Here is a 19336-nt window from a genome sequence, read left to right as displayed (position 1 = left end):
TTTGGGAACGATACCGCGGCTTAAACGACGAGCGCGGGAAGATGCATGCGCTCTGCGGCGCGATGCCGGTTTGGAACTTCAACCGTGATGGTGCTCGAAATCGGGCAGCCGGGGACAATAAAAAAGCGGCGCCACGCACTCAACATACGTTGCACCGCTTTCATGGTACAGAAAAACAAGACGGCGATTACTCGTCGTTCTTGGTCTTCAGGACTTTGCGACCACGGTAGAAGCCGTTCGGGCTGATGTGGTGACGCAGGTGGGTTTCACCGGTCGTTGGCTCGACTGCCAGGTTAGGGGCAACCAGGAAATCGTGCGAACGGTGCATACCGCGCTTCGATGGGGACTTCTTATTCTGCTGAACTGCCATGATGACTCCTAATACTAAAGTTCTAAAATTCTAACACAATCGATTTGCAAAAACATGCACATCGAGTATCCCACCGGCAATCTCACGATTGCCGGAATATTTGAAACGCTGCCCTGACATACTCGACTGTGCGCGCGTTTGACTACAACTGCCTACTACGACTTATTTGCCAATACGGCTTATTCGGATTTCAGGTTCTTCAAGCCGGCGAACGGCGATACCTTTTCAGACTTCAGGTTATCGAGGGGCGTGGCGCCCGGACATACCTCGTGTTTCGGCGCCTGCGGCAGGGCCAGCAGCGCTTCGTCCTCGAGCAGCTCGCGGATATCGGCAGTGTGGCTGCCGACGATCACGTCGATGCTCTCGTCGTCGAGGACTTCTTCCATCCCGTCGGCTTCCTCGTCGTCGCGTCCCAGCACCAGCTGGGTGGACGAATCGATGCGGTAGTCGAACGGGGCCAGGCAACGCTGGCATACCAGCTGCACCGGGCCGGCAACCGACAGGGTCATGGTCGGATAGCCTTGCGGCGTCGTTCCGCCCTGGATCGACCAGGCGATCTCGCCGCTGTCGTTGGCGCAGTCGGCAGCCAGGCGGGTCATTTCCGTGACTGGGGTCACCCCTTCGCGAAAGCCGCCGGTGCGGCAGAATTCAAAGGCGTCGATGACAAATGCACTCATTGCAGAAAACGTCCCCGGAAAACCTGCGATAATAACAGGGTTATCCGCGTGCAGTCAAAGCCTTGCCGCGTTTTTTTGCCGCGGCGGCGCGATCTGTTGCAGCGATCCACGGCGCGCTGCGGTATGTTGCGCTTTGCATCGCCCATTCATCGGCATTGCTTGCCGGGATGCGACATCGATCAGTTTTTCTTATACTTCTGCTTTTGACCGCGCACATGATACCAAGTTCTTCTGCATCGCGCCCGACCTTGCGCCTGATTCTTGCATCGAGCTCCAGCTACCGTCGCGAACTGCTCGGACGCCTGCAGCTGCCCTTCGAAGCGATTGCCCCGCACATCGACGAAACGCCCCTGCCCGGCGAGGCGCCGCAGGACACCGCCCTGCGCCTGGCGCGCGCCAAGGCCGAGGCGATCGCCCGTCTCCACCCGGGCGCGCTGGTGATCGGCTCCGACCAGGTCGCGACCCTGGATGGCGAACAGATCGGCAAGCCGGGCGACCATGCGCGCGCCCTGGCGCAACTCCGGCAGATGCGCGGGCGCGAAGTGGTGTTCCATACGGCGCTATGCCTGTGGGACGGCCGCGTGGCCGATGCCGCGCAGGCGGCGCAGGTCGCGCAGGTAGAGAATGTACAGGTCTTCGTCCGCTTCCGCGACCTGCCGGACGCCGAACTCGACGCCTACCTGCGCATCGAGCAGCCCTACGATTGCGCCGGCAGCGCCAAGAACGAGGGCCTGGGCATCGCCCTCCTCGAACGCATCGATTCTTCCGACCCGACCGCCCTCACCGGCCTGCCGCTGATCGCCCTGACGGGCATGCTGCGCCGCGCGGGCGTCGCTTTCTTCGGCCTCTAATTTATTTCACCATCCATGCCCGGCACCCTTTACCTGATTCCGAACACCCTTGGTCCCACCGACGCTGCTCCCGGCGCCCTGTCCCACGTCCTGCCCGGCCAGGTGCAGGCGATTACTTCGCAACTGAGCTATTTCGTCGCCGAAAACGCGAAGACGGCGCGCGCCTTCCTGAAACTGGTCGCAATCGACCATCCGCTGGCCAAACCCTTGCAGGAAATCCGCATCACCGAACTCAACGTCAATACCCCGGCCGCGGCCCTGGCGCAACTGCTCGAGCCACTGCTGGCGGGCGAGGATGCCGGTCTCGTCTCGGAAGCGGGCGTGCCCGCCGTGGCCGACCCCGGCGCCGATCTCGTGCGCCTGGCGCACCAGCATGGGGTGACGGTGCGGCCGCTGGTCGGGCCCTCGTCGCTGCTGCTGGCCGTGATGGCAAGCGGCCTGAACGGCCAGAGCTTCGCCTTCAACGGCTACCTGCCGACCGATGCGGCCGCGCGCACCAAGCGCATCCGCGAACTGGAATCACGCTCGCGGGCTGAAAAGCAGACCCAATTGCTGATCGAAACGCCGTATCGCAACGGGCAGATGCTCGAAGCCCTGGCCGGCGCCTGTCAGCCGGGCACCCTGATCTGCGTCGCGACGGATCTGTCGCTGGCGAGCGAGTCGGTGCGCACCTTGACTGCCGCCAAGTGGAAGGCGCAGCTGGCGGGCGGGAAGATGCCGGATTTCCATAAGAAGCCGACGGTGTTTTTGTTCCTCGGTCAATAAGTTTGTTCGTCGGTGCCGGCGTGATTCAACCCACGTCGATCAAGCCGCGTCGTGCACCAGCTCGCGCACCCAGTCGAAGGCGGCCAGCTCGATTTCGCGCACCTGCTTCGAGGTCAGGTTCAGGCGGCGCAGGGCGGCGCTGAACTGGCGGCCGGTATCGGCGTTTTCCAGGCGTTCGACCACGTCGAGCATCGCCCCCAGATCCCCTGCCCGGCCCAGTAGCGCGGCGCGCACGTCGTCGGCCAGCTCGACGTTGTCGAGGATGTCGGGCATCGGTATCGAGAACAGGGCGTCGGCCAGCGACATGATGCCGACCGTGAAGGCGCGCTCAGCGCCGACGACGTCGCCCGGCCGCACCTGCAGCGACATCAGCTCGAGCAGCTTCCCGCGCGTGGTGGCCAGCTGCAGCAGGGGCGATGTGAGCTCGACCTTGCTGCCCGGCGCGGCAAACATCAGGATCTGCAGCCAGCGCCGCAACTGCTTGCGCCCCAGCTGGGTCAGTGCCTCGGCCACCGACTCGATGCGGCGCTCGGGCCCGGCGGCGCGGCTGTTCACCAGGCGCAGCAGGTTCAGGCTGATGAGCGGATCGCGCTTGACGGCGGTCTCGATGGTGGCGTCGTCGGCATCGGAATTGATCAGCTTTTGCAGGTGCAGGATGCCCATTTCGGAAGGCGTGATCTTGCGTCCGCTGAGGATCACGGGCCGCGCGAAATAATAGCCCTGGAAATAATCGAAGCCGAGTTCCTGGCACAGGCGGAATTCCTGCTGGGTTTCGACCTTTTCCGCCAGCAGCTTCTTGCCGCTCTTGCGCAGGGAAGCCGTCAGATGCCCCAGCGCCGCGTGCGCCACACCCTGCAGGTCGATTTTCACCACGTCGACCAGGCCCAGCAGCTTGTCGACCTCGGCGCTATGGTCGACGACATCGTCGAGCGCGAACTTGAAGCCGAGTTCCTTCAGCTCGGCCACGCGCGCCAGCAACGGCTCGGTCGGCTTGACGGTTTCGAGGATTTCGAGGATAACCTTATGCGGTGGCAGGAAGCGAACGAAATCGCTCATCAGGACAACGTCGTCGACGTTGACGAATGCCAGCTTGTTGCCCACGACCTGCTCCAGGCCGAGCTGGGACGCATGGGAAATGACGGCCGCGGTCGCCGCGGCGCCGTCGGTGAGGCGTGCGTCGTCATGCTCGCCGGCTGCACGAAAGAGCAGCTCGTAAGCAATCAGGTGCTGGTCGCGGCCCAGGATGGGCTGGCGCGCCAGGAAAAATTCGTCGGACAGCATCGGTGCCGATACCGCCCTCACTTCGGCAAGCATGTAGACTCCTGAAAACCCTTGCGACAGACACTTGCTTCATAGCAGGCGCGGGAAGGCGCACGCATCGTTTGCGCACCTCTACCGACTATACACCATCGCGCTAATCTTTACATTTTTACATCGAAACGAACGCGCTGCCGCGTTGCGCAAATGCGCCGCCCACGCCCATCCGGACGTGCTGCGGCAGGTGATGGACAGGCGCAAACCTCAGCCGCGCTTGCGCGGGCCGGCGGGGCCGCGCGCATCCGGACGCCCCGCCGTCGGGCGCCCGCTGGCGGCGCGTGCCGGACGCTCGTCGCTGTAGCGGGCACGCGGCGCCTTCGATGGCTCGCGGGCCGGATCGAAACGCTCGTCCGGACGCTCGCCGCTATTGTCGCGGCGGCGCGCCGGACGGGCCTCGCCCGTCGGTACCGCCTCTTGCGGACGAGAGAAGCGGCGCGCGCGCTCGGCGGCGCCGACCTTGGTCGCGGCAGCGCCATCCGGACGGCGCGCATCAACCGGCTCGGCAGGCGCACGCACCGGCGCGGCCTGGCCCGGCAGGCGCAGGCTGCCGGCACCCGACAGCGGGCTGGCGCGGCGCGCATTGCCGACCGGCTGGCGCGCGCTACCGCCGGCGCCGACGCGGGCGGCGGCCGCCCCCGTGACCTGGGTGCCGCGCTCGATCACGAAGCTGGCGCCCGCATCCTTGCCCAGCACCTTCACCAGGTAGGGCATCACTTCGCGCAGCATGGGTTCCAGCGTATACGGCGGATTCAGGATGAACATGCCGCTGCTGTGCAAACCGAAGCCGTCCGGCCCCGGCGTCGACACGGTCAGCGTCACGTTCAGCCATTCCTTGGCCGGCAGGCGTTTCAGGCGGTCGGCGAACTGGCGCGATTCCATCCGCTGCAGCACCGGATACCAGACAGCGAAGATGCCGCTCGGGAAGCGCCCCAGGGCTTCTTCCAGCGCATCCTTCACCTTGCGGTAATCGTCCTTCATCTCGTAGGGCGGGTCGATCAGCACCAGCGCGCGGCGCGACGGCGGCGGCAGCAGCGCTTTCATGCTGAGGAAACCGTCGCCGCGCTCGATCATCACGCGCTTGCCGCGCGAACGCTCGCCCTGCTCTGCCTTGTGCGCTTCCGCCTTGCGGAAATTGTCGGCAAGGATCTTGCTGTCGGCCGGATGCAGTTCGAACAGGCGCAGGCGGTCGTCCGGACGCGTCATCTGGTCGGCCACCCAGGGCGAACCCGGGTAGTAGCGCATCTTGCCGCTCGGGTTCATGCCTTTCACCAGGTCGACGTAGGCGGCCAGCGCCGGCGGCAGGTCGGTGCGGCCCCAGAGCGGGCCGATGCCGGTGTCGAACTCGGCGTTCTTGGAGGCAAAGCTGCTGTCGAGCGCATACACGCCGGCGCCCGAGTGGGTGTCGATGTAGGTGTAGGCGGTGTCCTTTTGATTCATATACTCGTGCAATTGCACTTGGACAAAATGCTTGAGGACGTCGGCGTGGTTACCCGCGTGAAAGGCGTGGCGGTAGCTCAACATAATCTGGGAATCCTAAATAGAAAGCGCCGGCGGGAAGCCGGCGCGGGGGGCGTGGCTCCGGGGAAAATGCCGGCAAGATGCCGCCATTATCGCCCAGAACCGCCGGGCCGCCCAAATCGGCGGCCGTGATGCGAATTTATCCGACGTTTGCCTGCAGCAGGCGCGCGATCAGGCTGCGGCTGGCGCGATCCATCGCCGAGCGCGAATCGATGGCGTCGAATGGCAGGTTGACGGTGGCGACCAGGGCGCCGCTCCGGATGTCCTTCAGCGCGCCGACCATTTCCCAGTTGCCGTTCAGGTTCAGCAATTCGACTTCGAAGACGAAGCGCGCGGCCGCGTTCAGCGAAGCGTACTCGACGTCGCCACCCTTGCCGCTGCCGGCATGCTTGCGCTGCAGTACCGAGCCGTCGAGCACGGTCAATTGCTGGCGCTTCATTTCCTGCTGCAGCGACTGCTGGAACAGCGCAGCGAACTGCGAGGTCGGGGCCTCGCTGGCGACGTTATGCTCGACGCCGACGGTCACGTTGCGCTTCGATTCCTTGCCGTCGACCAGGCGCTTGTCCTCGATGTGCAGGCGGCTGGCGCCGCGCCAGCCCGGCGGCAGCTGCGCGAGCTTGCGCTCGAAGTACAGCACCACGCCCGGGCGGCGCTGGGCGGCGTACCAGGTGCGCAGGCTGCCGGCATCGCTCGGCGCGGCCATCACGCCGGTGTCCATCGGATCGGACACGCCGGGCGCGGCCTGGATTGGGGCCAGCGCGCGCGGTGCGCTCAGGTTCTGGGCCGGGGCCAGGATGCTGACCGCCATCAGGGCGGCGAACAGGCTAGGCTTGATCACCGCGCCTCCCGCACTTCGACGTAGTAGTGGGCGACATTGGCCGCGCCGAGCGAGCTTTCCTGGTAGTGGCCGACGCCGTTGGCGTCCAGGTGCAGGCGCGTCCAGGCGGACGGTTTCTCGGTCGGGCCGAAGCCGCTGTCGAAATAGCTGGTGCGCAGTTCGAGGGTCTGGGTGAAGTCGGTGCGGTTGCGCACGGCGACGGTCACCTTCAGGGTGCCGGTGGCGGTGCGGCTGGCGCCCTGGCCTTCGATGGCGATCTTGCCGGTGCTGCCGTTCTGCAGCACCTTGTCGAGGATGACGACCTGGTCGTACATGATACGCGCGGTGGGCGCGTTGGCGTCGTCGACGCGCACGCCCATCTTGGCGCCTTCCTGCGAGACGGTCTGGCAGCCGGCCAGCAGCAACAGGCAGCCGGCGGCGATGATGGTTTTCACTTGGTTCATTTCAATTCCTGGTTTTGATCCAGACCAGCACGTTGCCGCGCTTGTCGATCCATTTGTGTACGCGCACGTTCTCCGCGGCGACCGGCTGGCCGGCCTCGTCGAACAGCGCGACCTCGATCTTGCCGGGCAGGCCGTCGTGGCGCAGCGCCGTCATGTGCACGGTCTCGGGCAGGTTGGCCCAATAGCGCACGTCGGCGCGCGGCTTGACGTTGACCGCGACCAGCGAGGCGATCGCGCCCACCGCCGCGACCGCGCCGAGGGCGTTGCCGCTGCTGGCGCCGGACGCCGCGTTCCACACGCTCAGGTCGGAGGCCAGCGTGCCGGCGACTTCGCCGATGCCGCCGGCCACGTTCTGGAACGCGACCTTGCCGGCGATCAGGCGGTCGACCGGACGGCCGCCGCGGGTCGTGGCCTGGTAGAAGACGTCCTCGGCCTGGGCGATGGCGACCGGCTTGCCGTCGATCTCGATACGCAGCGATCGTTCGGGCATGCGCTTGGCCTTGCGGTAGACGATCTCGTGGTTGCCGATGCCGTCGCCGACCTTGCGCGGGCTGCCGCCCAGTTCGGCGATCACCAGCATGTTGGCGTCCTTCGCCGGCAGCTGGAAGCCGGGGCGCAGGCGCGCCACTTCCCTGTAGGCGTCCTCGGCCTGGCCCTTGTCGCCGTTGAGCTGGTTGGCCCAGCCCTCGAGCAGCATCAGGGAGGCGAAGTCGCTGCGGTGCTGCTGTTCCTCGGCAAAGGCGTCCTGCAGGATGCCGCCGCGGAACGAGGCGCGCGCGTTCTCGTAGTCGCCGCCCGCCAGGTACAGCAGGCCGCGGTAGTAGAAGGCCATCGCCCGCTCGTAGGGTTCGCCCTTGTAGTCCTTGGCGCCCTCCTCGTACCACAGCGAGCGCGCTTTCGCCGCGCCCTCGGTGTTGGCGAACATGCCTTCGATGCTGGCCAGGGCCGTGTCGAACAGCTCGCTCGATTCGGCCTGGCGGTTCTCGGCCAGCGCCGCCACGCCGGCCTGCAGCGTGTACAGCGTGGCGTCCTTGGCGGGCGCGCTGCGGATCTTCGCAGCTTCGCTGGCATAGTCCGCGTGCGCCGGGGCAGCCAAAACGGCCATGGTCAGCATGGCCGCCTTCAGATACCGATTAGCGGTACAGGACGTCATCCTGCGCTTCCTTCTTGAATTCGAACAGGCCGCTCCAGGCGATCGTTTCGTATTCGAGGTCGATCAGTTCGAAGCTGATCTGGTGGTAGCGCGACAGCGTGCCGGTTTGGGCCGAGTTGGCGTCGAGCGAAGTGATGCGTCCGCCCAGGCGGAAATCGGCGCCGGCCTTGGCCTTGGTGGCGCGGATCGTGCCCTTGTCGGTTTCGCCGCTGCGCTTGGCATCGCGTTCCTTGGCAACCATGTCGCCGTAGTGGCGGGCGACGAACACCAGGCGGCCTTGCGCTGCGCGGTTCAGCTCGATGCGCAGGCGGTCGGTGATCAGGTTCTTGTTGATGCGCGAGGAGCTGTCGTTGGCGAAGTACTCGGAATCGATGATGATGCGCGGCGGCGTGGCGCGGCCGGCGATCTGCGGCGTGGCCAGGATGTCGCGGATCATGCGGTCGGTCATCGAGACCACGTCCTGCGATTCGACGCCGACGCCGGCGACGCGTTTCGAGGTCGTCGAGACGTCCTGGTAGACGACGGCGCGGCCGGCCGAGTTGTCGAGATTCGGCGTGGCGCAGCCAGCCAGCACCAGGGCAGCGAGCGCCCCTGCGAAGAGTTTGATCGTCATATCGGCTCCCTGCTTAGTTCACGCCGACGGACGCGTTGATGATCGCCGGGTAGTAGGCGGTCTTCAGTTCCGGGTAGATGTCCTGGGCCAGCTTCAGGGCTTCGGCGAAGTCCTTGTGGGTCGAGTTCTTGGCGTACATGTAGACGGCCATCTCGTTCACGGTGTTGAACGACAGATCCGAGTTGGCGCGGATGAATTCCTCGCCGCCGGCCATCTTGATGGCGATCGCGCGGCCGGCGGTTTCGCCCAGTTTCTGGCCGATCAGGCCGCCGACGAACGGGATCTGCTCGGCCACTTTCTGGCCGGCCTGGGCGCCGACGAAGCCGCCGAGGTTGGCGCCGATGCTGGCGTTGCGGCCCTTCTCCACCCACGCGGCCACGGTGCCGTCTTCGGTGTACGGCGACATGAACTTGCCGCTATTGCCGACGATCGGCTGCGGCGCCTTGATCAGGTTTGGCGCGGCGATACGGGGAGCGCTGGCGCAGGCGGTCAGCATCAGGGCGAGGACGAGGGCGGAGATTTTTTTCATGGGAGATCCAAAGTTTTAGAAAGGCAGTCCCGTCATTGCGGGCCGCTCATTTATGCGAGGAAGCGGGCGCCTCCATCGTTGTGCAAACAGGTAACTTTATTTGCGAAGCAGCAATTTACATAAAGACAGGTTAGAAAGCAAATTGGAAAGTTTGCGCTTGTTGTAATGACACAACCGACAACAACAGATGCAATAAGCATAAAAAAAGCACCCGCGAACGGGTGCTTGGGACAGCCATTTTCGGCCGCGCGAGCGCGGCAGTTCGTTTAGGCTACTTTCTTCTCGTCGAAGAATTGTTCGTCCTCGGTCGAACCATGCAGCGCCGTGGTCGAGCTCTGGTTCTGCTGAATGGTCTGGGTCACGGCATCGAAGTAGCCGGTGCCGACCTCGCGCTGGTGCTTGACCGCCGTGAAGCCCTTCTCGGCGGCGGCGAATTCGGCTTCCTGCAGTTCGACGAAGGCCGACATCTGGCGGCGCGCATAGCCGTGCGCCAAGTTGAACATGCCGTAGTTCAGCGCGTGGAAACCGGCCAGGGTAATGAACTGGAACTTGTAGCCCATCGCGCCCAGTTCTTTCTGGAACTTGGCAATGGTCGCATCGTCCAGGTTCTTCTTCCAGTTGAACGAAGGCGAGCAGTTATAGGCCAGCATCTTGCCCGGGAACTTGGCATGGACGGCGTCCGCGAATTTCTTGGCGAATTCCAGATCCGGTTTGCCGGTTTCGCACCAGACCAGGTCGGCGAATGGGGCGTAGGCCAGCGCGCGCGAGATCGCCTGGTCGATGCCTGGACGCACCTTGTAGAAACCTTCGACCGTGCGCTCGCCGGTGCAGAATTCCTTGTCGTTGTCGTCCACGTCCGAGGTCAGCAGGTCGGCCGCTTCGGCGTCGGTACGGGCGATCACCAGGGTCGGGGTGCCCATCACGTCGGCCGCCAGGCGCGCCGCGGTGAGTTTTTCGACGGCTTCGCGCGACGGTACCAGCACTTTGCCGCCCATGTGGCCGCATTTCTTGACGGAGGCCAGCTGGTCTTCGAAGTGGACGCCGGCGGCGCCTGCTTCGATCATCGATTTCATCAGTTCGAAGGCATTCAGCACGCCGCCGAAGCCGGCTTCGGCATCGGCCACGATCGGCGCGAAGTAATCGATGTCGTCCTTGCCTTCCGACCACTGGATCTGGTCGGCGCGCTGGAAGGTGTTATTGATGCGGCGCACGACCATCGGCACCGAGTTCGCTGGGTACAGCGACTGATCCGGGTACATTTCGCCGGCCAGGTTGGCGTCGCCGGCAACTTGCCAGCCCGACAGGTAGATCGCCTTCAGGCCAGCCTTGACCTGCTGCATCGCCTGGTTGCCCGTCAGCGCGCCCAGGGCGTTGACGAAAGGCTCGTTGTTGACCAGATCCCACAGCTTCTCGGCGCCGCGCTTGGCCAGCGTGTGCTCGATCTGGAGCGAACCGCGCAGGCGCACCACGTCCTCGGCGGTGTAGTTGCGTACGACACCTTTCCAGCGCGGGTTGTTGTCCCAGTCGTTTTGCAATGCTGCGATCTGCTGTTCACGAGTTGCCATGTTGTTTCTCCTGATAGTGAAGGTAGTGCTCAGTTGCTCTAGGTTGCGAAGTGAAATCTGTTGGATAAATCATAGCCCAGGTTGCGCAGCGCACAATCACTCTTATATAAGACATCTGATTATTTTTTTCTTCTTTATATTCAGATGTTTACCTGGCGTTTTCCATGATACGGAAAGGAATTTCTCAGCATGGAAGCCGTTTTGCGGCCCCGTCTGCTGCGGCTTTTCACGCAATGGTGCCTGCGTTTCACATGGTGAAATGTCGACATGCACAGGTAACCCTCGAGAGTTCCTCACCTACACGCCGGCATATTGCGCAATGTTGCTAAAAGGCTAGATTTATTGCTTTATTCAATTTATTGTTGACTTGAATCGGCAAAATCGGCAACATTCGTCCGGCTTGATTAAAATTTATCGAATTCGCCGACAGCGGCAGACAAGGACATGCACGTGAAACCTATTTTTCGCAACATCAGCTTGGCACTCGCGCTGGCGGCCGGATTCGGCCCAGCGCACGCCGGCGTACTCAGCTTCCAGGATGTTGTGTTCACGACCACCTGGAAAAACAATGTGTTGACGCTCGAGATCGACGCCGCCAAACACAGCGGCGACTGGAGCAGCGCGACCATGCTCGGCGCGCTCAGCCTGAAGGACATTGGCAGCTTCCGCAGCGTAGCGGTGACGGCGGCGCCGAAAGGCGTCGAAGCCTGGAAGTTGAATGCGAAGGAACTGACCGCCAACGGCTGCGCCGGCGGCAGCGGACGCGGCGGCAAGGGCCTGTGCCTGACGGGTGCGCCGATCGCGCTGACCGACAACATGGTGTTCACCTTCACCTTCACCGGCGGCACGCCGGATCTGGACGAACCTCACCTGAAGGTCAATTTCCTCGACGCGTCGAAGAACAAGGTCGGCGACCTGCTGTCGAAGACGATCAGCGCGGCGCCGGTGGTGGCTGCGCCGCCGGCCGCACCAGCGCCTACGCCAGCTCCGGCTCCGGCTCCTGTGCCAGCGCCGGCTCCCGCCCCTGTACCAGCCCCAGCGCCCGCTCCTGCACCAGCCCCAGCGCCCGCCCAACCGGCCCCAGCCGCTCCCGCGCCGGCGCAGCCGGTCGTGGAAACAAGCGCACCGACGCCCGCAGCAACCCCGGCAACGACCGCACCCTCGGTCGGCAATACCACGGTGCCGACCGAGAACGTGGTCGCCGTGCTGCCCTTCGAGCCGGTTCCGATCCCGGCGCCGGCGCCGGCGCTACTGCCGCGGCCGCAACCGGTGCTCGAATTGGTGGCAGAGACCGAATCCGCCGCCGAGGTGCCGGAACCGCACACGGCCGCCCTGCTGCTCGGCGGCCTGCTGCTGATGGGTGCGGCCCTGCGCAAGCGCGGCTGACCGCACCGACACAAAGAAAGCGCGGGCCGTGATGGCCCGCGCTTTTTTCGTTTCTATTCCATTACGCCTTGTGCGGCAGCGGCGCCCTGCCCTTGCCGCCGGCACCCACCGCGGTGGCGATCGCCAATGTCTGGAACAGGGCGACGCCGATGAACAGGCCGGCCGGGTGGCCGCCATCCATCAGCATCCCGAACAGCACCGGGCCGACGGCCATGCCGCTGTCCAGGCCCGAATACACGACGCCGAACACGCGTCCGGTGGCGTTCGGCGGCGCCGCGGCGCGGATCAGCAAATCGCGCGAAGGCGCGGCCACGCCGCTCGCCAGGCCGATCGCACCCATGACCGGCACCACCAGCGCGCCCGGCAGGATCGCGCTGGAAAGCAGCAGCGCCAGTGCCGCCGCGAACAGGAAGGAAATCGCGATCGTGCGGTCGTAGCTGCGCGCGCGCGCCGCCAGGAAGCCGCCCGCTACCATGCCCGCCGCCGAGCACAGCATGTAGGCCGTATAGGCGCTGGCCGCGGTCGGCAGCGAGATCGGGTACAGGGCCGTCAGGCTGGTCGACGAAAAGGCCTGGATCCCGCCCAGCGCCACCGAGGTCAGGAAGAAGAAGCCGAAGCACATCCAGACCGCCGGCAGGCGCAGGAAGTCGAGCGAGCCGCCGCCCTGCGCGGCCGCCGGCGCCGGCACACGCGCGCCCAGCACCTTGCGGTTCAGGAACAGCGTCAGCAGCATCAATGCCGGAATGGCGGACGCCGCCAGCAGCGCCGTGCGCCAGCTCGACAGGGTCGCCACGGCCGCCAGGAACAGGGGTGCGGCCGCCCAGCCGATATTGCCCGAGATGCCATGCACCGAGAACGCATGCGGCAGGCGCTCCTTCGACACGTTCTGGTTCAGCAGGGTGTAGCCGGCCGGGTGGAACACCGCGTTGCCGCAGCCCGCGATCAGGGAACCCAGCAGCAGCACCGAATAGTTGGGCGCGCTCGCCAGCACCAGGGCGGCGCCGCCCAGCAGTGCGTGCCCGGTAAACAGCACACGGCGCGCGCCGACGCGGTCGACCAGGAAGCCCGACAGCGCCTGGCCGACGCCGGAGACGACGAAGAACACGCTCATCAACAGCCCCAGCTCCGCATACGACAGGGCGAAGGCGGTCTTCAGCCAGGGGAACAGGCCGGCCAGGATCAGGTGATAGAAGTGCGATACCCCGTGCGAGACGCCGACCAGGCCGATCACGCGCGCATCCTGGCGCAAGCTTGTTGTGCTCATGGTGTTACTCGTTGAGATACGAAAGGGATCAGTGTAGTCAAAACCGATGCGCTTTGCTGGCGGAGGGATATTCTCGTGGCCGCGTGTTTACGTAGGGCGGGCATGCCCGCGTGCGTACACGTGCATGCCGCACCGTCTCCGGTAACTGTGCGGTATGCATCGGTACGTACGCGGGCATGCCCGCCCTACGCCCCTTCGATCATCATCCGCGATCGTGCAAAGAAAAAGGGGCGCATCGCTGCGCCCCTCTTCTGTCGGGTGAACCGGCTTACTTCGCCAGCTCCACCTGCTCGCCGAACACCAGCTGCCCCGCCCGCACGCGCACGGGAATGGTGTCCTTCGGCCCGAAGCGGCCCGACAGGATGGCCTTCGACAGCGGGTTCTCGATCTGCTGCTGGATCGCGCGCTTCAAAGGACGCGCGCCGTACACCGGATCGAAGCCGGCTTCGGCGATCTTCTGCAGCGCCTCGTCGTCGATGTCCAGCAGCATCTCCATCTTCGCCAGTCGCTCTTCCAGGCCGCGCAGCTGGATCTTGGCGATCGCGCCGATGTTCTTCTCGTCGAGCGCATGGAAGACCACGATGTCGTCGATACGGTTGATGAACTCCGGACGGAAGTGCCCGCGCACCTCGGCCATCACGGCCAGCTTCACCACGGCCGGCTCGTCCGAATCCATCGACTGGATCTTGTGCGAGCCCAGGTTCGAGGTCATGACGATGACCGTGTTCTTGAAGTCAACGGTGCGGCCCTGGCCATCGGTCATGCGGCCGTCGTCGAGCACCTGCAGCAGCACGTTGAACACGTCCGGATGCGCCTTCTCGATCTCGTCGAGCAGGATCACGCTGTAAGGCTTGCGGCGCACGGCCTCGGTCAGATAACCGCCCTCCTCGTAGCCCACATAACCCGGCGGCGCGCCGATCAGACGGGCCACGGAATGCTTCTCCATGAATTCGCTCATGTCGATGCGGATCAGCGACTCCTCGGTGTCGAACAGGAAGCCGGCCAGCGCCTTGCACAGTTCCGTCTTGCCGACGCCGGTCGGGCCCAGGAACATGAAGGAGCCATACGGCCGGTTCGGATCGGACAGGCCGGCGCGCGAACGGCGGATCGCATCCGACACCGCCTCGATCGCCTCGTCCTGGCCGACCACGCGCTCGTGCAGCTTCTCTTCGATATGCAGCAGCTTGTCGCGTTCGCCCAGCATCATGCGCGAGACAGGGATGCCGGTCGCGCGCGAGACCACTTCGGCGATCTCCTCGGCGCCTACTTGCGTGCGCAGCAGCTTCGGCTTTTCAGCCTCGCCGTCCTCGCGGCCCGCGGCTTCCTCGGCATGCCTGAGCTGCGCTTCCAGTTCCGGCAGGCGGCCGTACTGCAGCTCGGAGACCTGCTGCCAGTTCGACTGGCGCTTGGCCTCTTCCATCTGGTGGCGCAGGCGCTCGATCTCTTCCTTGATATGGGTAGTGCCCTGCACCGCCGCCTTTTCCGACTTCAGGATCTCCTCGAAGTCGTTGTACTCGCGTTCCAGACGCGCGATCTCCTCGCCGATCAGCTCCAGGCGGCGCAGCGAGGCCTCGTCGGTCTCCTTGCGCACGGCCTCGCGCTCGATCTTCAGCTGGATCAGGCGGCGCTCGAGCTTGTCCATGACTTCCGGCTTGGAGTCGATCTCGATCTTGATTTTGGAAGCCGCTTCGTCGATCAGGTCGATGGCTTTATCGGGCAGGAAGCGGTCGCTGATGTAGCGGTGCGAGAGCTCGGCCGCGGCGATGATGGCGGGGTCGGTGATCTCGACCTTGTGGTGCAGTTCGTACTTCTCCTGCAGGCCGCGCAGGATGGCGATGGTCGCCTCCACGCTCGGCTCGTCGACGATGATCTTCTGGAAGCGGCGCTCGAGCGCGGCGTCCTTCTCCACGTACTTGCGGTATTCGTCGAGCGTGGTCGCGCCGACGCAGTGCAGCTCGCCGCGCGCCAGCGCCGGCTTCAGCATGTTCCCTGCATCCATCGCGCCCTCGGCCTTGCCGGCGCCGACCATGGTGTGGATCTCGTCGATGAAGACGATGGTCTGGCCCTCGTCCTGCGCCAGCTCCTTCAGGACGCTTTTCAGCCTCTCCTCGAATTCGCCGCGGTACTTGGCGCCCGCCAGCAGGGCCGCCATGTCGAGCGAGAGCACACGCTTGCCCTTGAGCGAATCGGGCACTTCGCCGTTGACGATGCGCTGGGCCAGGCCTTCGACGATGGCCGTCTTGCCGACGCCCGGCTCGCCGATCAGCACCGGATTGTTCTTGGTACGGCGCTGCAGCACCTGGATCGCGCGGCGGATCTCGTCGTCGCGGCCGATCACGGGGTCGAGCTTGCCCAGGCGCGCCCGTTCGGTGAGATCGAGCGTGTATTTTTTCAGGGCTTCGCGCTGGCCTTCGGCGTCCTGCGAATTCACGTTCTCGCCGCCGCGCACGGCGGCGATCGCCGACTCCAGTGATTTGCGGGCCAGGCCGTGTTCGCGCGCCAGGCGGCCGGCGTCGGACTTGTCTTCGGTCAGGGCCAGCAGGATCATTTCGCTCGACAGGAACTGGTCGCCGCGCTTCTGCGATTCGCGATCGGCGAGGTTCAGCAGCGACACCAGCTCGCGCCCGACCTGGGTTTCGCCGCCGGTACCGGACACCTTGGGCAGGCGCTCCAGGCCGCCCTTCAAGGCGTTGGTCAGCCCGCCGACGTTCACGCCGGCGCGCTGCAGCAGCGAACGGGCGCCGCCGTCGTCCTGGTTCAGCAGGGCGACGAGCAGGTGCACGGGCTCGATGTACTGGTTATCGTTACCGACCGCCAGGCTCTGGGCGTCCGCCAGCGCTTCCTGGAGCTTGGTCGTCAATTTGTCTTGCCGCATATGTGTGCTCCCTAGTGAGTGTTCTTGACTGTGAAACAAGATAGGGGCCGCACGGCGCATTTCAAGATCTGGCCGTCGTCCGGTCAGCGTCCTCCTACGCGACGCCCGATGCGATCAGGCCGCGGCGAAGACGCTGCCGGCCTGGCGCAGGATGCGCTTGACGGCCGGGTGATCGAGCTGGCGCTCGACGGTGACGGCATGGAACTGCTCGGCGATCGTGCCGGCGACGCCGACGTCTTCCAGGCCGTATTCGACGGCGACCGTTGCCGCCACCGCGGTCGGCGCGACCATGAAGCCGGCGCCGGCGCGCGCAAAGGCTTTCAGCAGGGCGCCGTCGTCGAATTCGCCCACGACGACGGGGCGCAGGTCGTGCTCGTCGAACCAGGCCTGCAGCTGGCTGCGCACGGCCGCCTCCAGGCCCGGCAGCAGGAAGGGCGCCTCGCGCAGGCGGCCGGGAAAATCGCCGCTCCAGGCGCGGCACAGCTCCGGGTGGCCCAGCACGCTCAAGGTGGTCGAACCCAGCAGATGCGAATAGGCGCGGATCGCGCCGCCGGGCGCCGGGCCGCGGTCGGCCAGCACCAGGTCGAGCCGGTGCGCGGCCAGCTCGACCAGGAGTTCGTCGAAGCGGCCTTCGCGGCAGATCAGGCGCATCGCCATGCCCGCTTCGCGCGCGGGCTGCAGCAGGCGGAAGGCAATCGTCTTGGGCACGATGTCGCAGATGCCGACCCGCAGCGTCTCCGGCACCGGGGCCGCGCCGCGCCGCATCGTCTGCTCCAGCTCATTGCCCAGGTCAAAGATGCGCCCCGTGTACTGGAGCACGATCTTGCCGGCCTCGGTGAGTTCCAGCCCCCGTCCCTTCTTCCGGAACAGCGGCGCGCCGAAGCGTTCCTCCAGCAGGCCGAGCTGGGTGCTGATGGCCTGGGCCGTGACGTGCAGCTGGGCGGCGGCGCGCGCGATCGAGCCGCTCGTGGCCACCGCATGGAAGTACTGCAGATGCTTGTAGTTCATGGCCGCACAGCTCCAGAAAAATTGAGGATCGCGAAAGATTAATCGATTTTTCTTTCATGGCTCGCTCCTCTAAGCTGCAGTTCATCAATCACACCCTTGAGAGGACACAATGAGAACCTACCCACTTGATAGCAAGAACGCCGTTTGCAGGCTGCTAGCCCTGTCGATGATCGTCGACGGCCACATGGCGCCCTCGGAACTGCGGGCAATGGAGCACAGCGCCATCCTGGAGCGGGTCGGCGCCGATGCCGACACCTTCGACGCCGTGGTGCAGCAACTGTGCGAGGACATGCTGGCGAACGCCACGCGCCTGGACAGCGCCGAGATCGAACTCGACCGGCACGCGATCGACGGCCTGCTGGGCGAGGTCGCCGATCCCCTGCTGCGCATGTGCACCCTGAAGGCGATGCTTGACGTGGTTCACGCCGACCGCCTGATCGACAGCCGCGAGCACCTGCTGATCCAGCGCGCGCTGCGCGTCTGGTCGACGCCGGCCGATAGCGGCGACGTCTTGCGGAGGGCCTAAGCCATGGAATTCCTGCACGCTATCTGGATGAGCGCGCCGGTCTGGATGTGGCTCGTCTTCCTGGCCGTGGTCGTCCTGCTGCTGGCCTTCGACCTCGGCGTCCTGCACCGCGACGACCACGTCATCGGCGTGCGCGAAAGCCTCAAATTGTCCGCCCTCTACCTGAGCGCCGGCCTGTTGTTCGGCCTTTGGGTATGGCACGGCTTCGGCAGCGAAAAGGCGCTGCACTTCTACACCGGCTTCCTGATCGAGAAGAGCCTCTCGCTCGACAACATCTTCGTCATCTCGCTGATCTTCGCGACGCTGGCCATCCCGCCGGCCTACCAGCACCGCGTGCTGTTCTGGGGCATCCTGGGCGTGATCGTCACGCGCGGCGTGATGATCGGCGCCGGCGCGGCCCTGGTGGCGAGCTATGCGTGGGTGCTGTATCTGTTCGGCGCGATCCTGGTCGTCACCGGCATCAAGATGTTCTTCGCCAGCGAGAATCCGGACGCGGTACGCGACAGCGCCGTGCTGGCCTGGCTGCGGCGCCGCCTGCGCGTCACCGATGAGGTGCACGGCAACGCCTTCCTCGTCAAGCAGGCGCCGGCGAACGGGGCCGGACGCGCACTCTGGCACGCCACGCCGCTGTTCCTGGCCCTGTGCATGGTCGAGATCACGGATCTGATCTTCGCGGTCGACAGCGTGCCGGCGATCTTCGCCATCACCAGCGATCCCTTCATCGTGTACACCTCGAACATCTTCGCCGTGCTGGGCTTGCGCGCCCTGTATTTCGCGCTGGCCGACATCGTGCAGCGCTTCCGCTACCTGAAGTATTCGCTGGCGGCGGTGCTAGTCTTCATCGGCTCGAAGATCTTCCTGGGCGACTTCGTGTTCGACGGCAAGGTGCCGGCCGGGCTGTCGCTGGCGGTGACCGCGACGCTGATCGCGGCCGGGATCGGGTATTCGCTGTGGCGCAGCAGGATCGAAGCGCCGGCCCGATGAATGAAAAAGGCGCCGCGACGTGCGGCGCCTTTTTTATGATGGCCTGTGGATTCAGCTGTGGTCAGCCATGGCCAGCCCGCCTTCCTTGACGCTGCCGAGGTCGCGCACGTTCTTCTGCACAGCCACCACCGCGAACAGGCTCAGCACGAAGGACATCGCATAAAAGCCTTTTTCGCTCGGCTGCAGCGTGGCGTTCCACAGGCCCACCGTCAGCAGCACGAAGACCGTGCACAGCGACACCCAGCACAGGCCGAAATACAGGCCGGTCACGGCGATGCCCTCGCTGCGGTCGCGCACCGATTTCTGCAGGGAGATGGCGGCGAACAAGCCGTACAGGAGCAGGCTCAGGTAGTAGCCCTTCTCGTTGAGCTGCATCTGGGCATTCCACAGACCCCACAGGAAAGCACAAGCGCCGATGCACAGCGCGCTCCAGGAAGCGCCGACGAAGGCGGCGGTCGGTCGTTGAACGGTGTTCATGCTTGGCTCCGGTTAATTATCCGGCAGCAAGCGTAGCACTGGAATTTTTGGGATGCTTGCGAAACGGCAGAAGTATCGTCTGGTGGTACTTTGCGGGTCATCGCGATATGTAGGGGTGGGCGATGCCAATGGCATCGCTCACGGTTTCACCGGGCTCTTGAGCCCACCCTACATAAA

General features: G+C 65.0%; 19 protein-coding genes. 5 read left to right on the top strand and 14 right to left on the bottom strand.

Annotation, left to right across the window (positions count from 1 at the left end; all coding sequences use genetic code 11):
• Positions 1-187: 187 nt before the first annotated feature.
• Both rpmF and ASF77_RS02570 read right to left on the bottom strand, forming a co-directional pair.
• A complete protein-coding gene (gene rpmF, locus ASF77_RS02575) occupies positions 188-370 on the bottom strand; it encodes a 50S ribosomal protein L32 (protein ID WP_028104096.1) in 183 nt (60 codons plus the stop codon).
• Between the two features lie 179 nt (positions 371-549).
• Positions 550-1047, bottom strand: a complete 498-nt coding sequence (locus tag ASF77_RS02570; RefSeq protein WP_056333951.1) for a DUF177 domain-containing protein — start codon at positions 1045-1047, stop codon at positions 550-552.
• A 215-nt stretch (positions 1048-1262) separates the two neighbouring features.
• Here ASF77_RS02570 and ASF77_RS02565 point away from each other — a divergent pair, with 215 nt between their 5' ends.
• Positions 1263-1898 (top strand): Maf-like protein, encoded by a 636-nt coding sequence (locus ASF77_RS02565; protein ID WP_056336259.1) that lies wholly within the window; start codon positions 1263-1265, stop codon positions 1896-1898.
• A gap of 15 nt (positions 1899-1913) precedes the next feature.
• A complete protein-coding gene (locus ASF77_RS02560) occupies positions 1914-2663 on the top strand; it encodes an SAM-dependent methyltransferase (RefSeq protein WP_056333948.1) in 750 nt (249 codons plus the stop codon).
• 39 nt (positions 2664-2702) lie between these two features.
• On the opposite strand, the gene ASF77_RS02555 is transcribed toward ASF77_RS02560, so the two are convergent.
• The 8 genes from ASF77_RS02555 to aceA form a co-directional block, all read right to left on the bottom strand.
• Complete coding sequence (locus tag ASF77_RS02555) at positions 2703-3977, bottom strand: EAL and HDOD domain-containing protein (RefSeq protein WP_056333945.1); 1275 nt, start codon at positions 3975-3977, stop codon at positions 2703-2705.
• Between the two features lie 207 nt (positions 3978-4184).
• Complete coding sequence (gene rlmJ, locus ASF77_RS02550) at positions 4185-5417, bottom strand: 23S rRNA (adenine(2030)-N(6))-methyltransferase RlmJ (RefSeq protein ID WP_229445199.1); 1233 nt, start codon at positions 5415-5417, stop codon at positions 4185-4187.
• 220 nt (positions 5418-5637) lie between these two features.
• Positions 5638-6336 (bottom strand): hypothetical protein, encoded by a 699-nt coding sequence (locus ASF77_RS02545; RefSeq protein ID WP_056333942.1) that lies wholly within the window; start codon positions 6334-6336, stop codon positions 5638-5640.
• Positions 6333-6779 (bottom strand): hypothetical protein, encoded by a 447-nt coding sequence (locus ASF77_RS02540; RefSeq protein WP_056333938.1) that lies wholly within the window; start codon positions 6777-6779, stop codon positions 6333-6335. The genes ASF77_RS02545 and ASF77_RS02540 overlap by 4 nt, the downstream gene beginning before the upstream one ends.
• Before the next feature lies 1 nt (position 6780).
• Entirely contained in the window at positions 6781-7932 is a 1152-nt protein-coding gene (locus ASF77_RS02535) for a hypothetical protein (RefSeq protein ID WP_162244818.1), read from the bottom strand.
• Positions 7913-8545 carry a penicillin-binding protein activator LpoB gene (locus ASF77_RS02530; protein WP_056333933.1) on the bottom strand — a complete coding sequence of 211 codons (633 nt, stop codon included), beginning with the start codon at positions 8543-8545 and terminating at the stop codon, positions 7913-7915. Before ASF77_RS02530 ends, ASF77_RS02535 begins: the two co-directional genes overlap by 20 nt.
• A 13-nt stretch (positions 8546-8558) precedes the next feature.
• The gene (locus tag ASF77_RS02525; RefSeq protein ID WP_056333930.1) at positions 8559-9074 is read right to left on the bottom strand and encodes a hypothetical protein; all 516 of its coding nucleotides are present in this window, start codon (positions 9072-9074) and stop codon (positions 8559-8561) included.
• Positions 9075-9340: 266 nt separating this feature from the next.
• Positions 9341-10639 carry an isocitrate lyase gene (gene aceA, locus ASF77_RS02520; RefSeq protein ID WP_056333927.1) on the bottom strand — a complete coding sequence of 433 codons (1299 nt, stop codon included), beginning with the start codon at positions 10637-10639 and terminating at the stop codon, positions 9341-9343.
• A 450-nt stretch (positions 10640-11089) separates the two neighbouring features.
• On the opposite strand from aceA, the gene ASF77_RS24775 reads away from it, so the two are divergent.
• Positions 11090-12025 (top strand): PEP-CTERM sorting domain-containing protein, encoded by a 936-nt coding sequence (locus ASF77_RS24775; RefSeq protein WP_156648700.1) that lies wholly within the window; start codon positions 11090-11092, stop codon positions 12023-12025.
• 61 nt (positions 12026-12086) lie between these two features.
• Here ASF77_RS24775 and ASF77_RS02510 read toward each other — a convergent pair whose 3' ends face one another.
• The 3 genes from ASF77_RS02510 to ASF77_RS02500 all read right to left on the bottom strand — a co-directional run bounded on the left by ASF77_RS02510 (position 12087) and on the right by ASF77_RS02500 (position 17172).
• The gene (locus ASF77_RS02510) at positions 12087-13289 is read right to left on the bottom strand and encodes an MFS transporter (RefSeq protein WP_056333921.1); all 1203 of its coding nucleotides are present in this window, start codon (positions 13287-13289) and stop codon (positions 12087-12089) included.
• 268 nt (positions 13290-13557) lie between these two features.
• A complete protein-coding gene (clpB, locus tag ASF77_RS02505) occupies positions 13558-16164 on the bottom strand; it encodes an ATP-dependent chaperone ClpB (RefSeq protein ID WP_056333919.1) in 2607 nt (868 codons plus the stop codon).
• A 114-nt stretch (positions 16165-16278) separates the two neighbouring features.
• Complete coding sequence (locus ASF77_RS02500; protein WP_056333917.1) at positions 16279-17172, bottom strand: LysR family transcriptional regulator; 894 nt, start codon at positions 17170-17172, stop codon at positions 16279-16281.
• 109 nt (positions 17173-17281) lie between these two features.
• Here ASF77_RS02500 and ASF77_RS02495 point away from each other — a divergent pair, with 109 nt between their 5' ends.
• Positions 17282-17698, top strand: a complete 417-nt coding sequence (locus ASF77_RS02495; RefSeq protein ID WP_056333913.1) for a TerB family tellurite resistance protein — start codon at positions 17282-17284, stop codon at positions 17696-17698.
• A 3-nt stretch (positions 17699-17701) separates the two neighbouring features.
• A complete protein-coding gene (locus ASF77_RS02490; protein WP_056333912.1) occupies positions 17702-18682 on the top strand; it encodes a TerC family protein in 981 nt (326 codons plus the stop codon).
• A gap of 51 nt (positions 18683-18733) precedes the next feature.
• Here the strand turns inward: ASF77_RS02490 and yiaA are convergent, their stop codons facing one another.
• Positions 18734-19159, bottom strand: coding sequence for an inner membrane protein YiaA (gene yiaA, locus ASF77_RS02485; protein WP_056333909.1), 426 nt, complete (start codon positions 19157-19159; stop codon positions 18734-18736).
• Positions 19160-19336: the final 177 nt, after the last annotated feature.

The sequence above is a fragment of the Massilia sp. Leaf139 genome, from assembly GCF_001424165.1.
Classification (GTDB): Bacteria; Pseudomonadota; Gammaproteobacteria; order Burkholderiales; family Burkholderiaceae_D; genus Telluria.
Note: the sequence above shows the minus strand (reverse complement) of the source record. Positions and strands in the feature narration are given on the sequence as shown.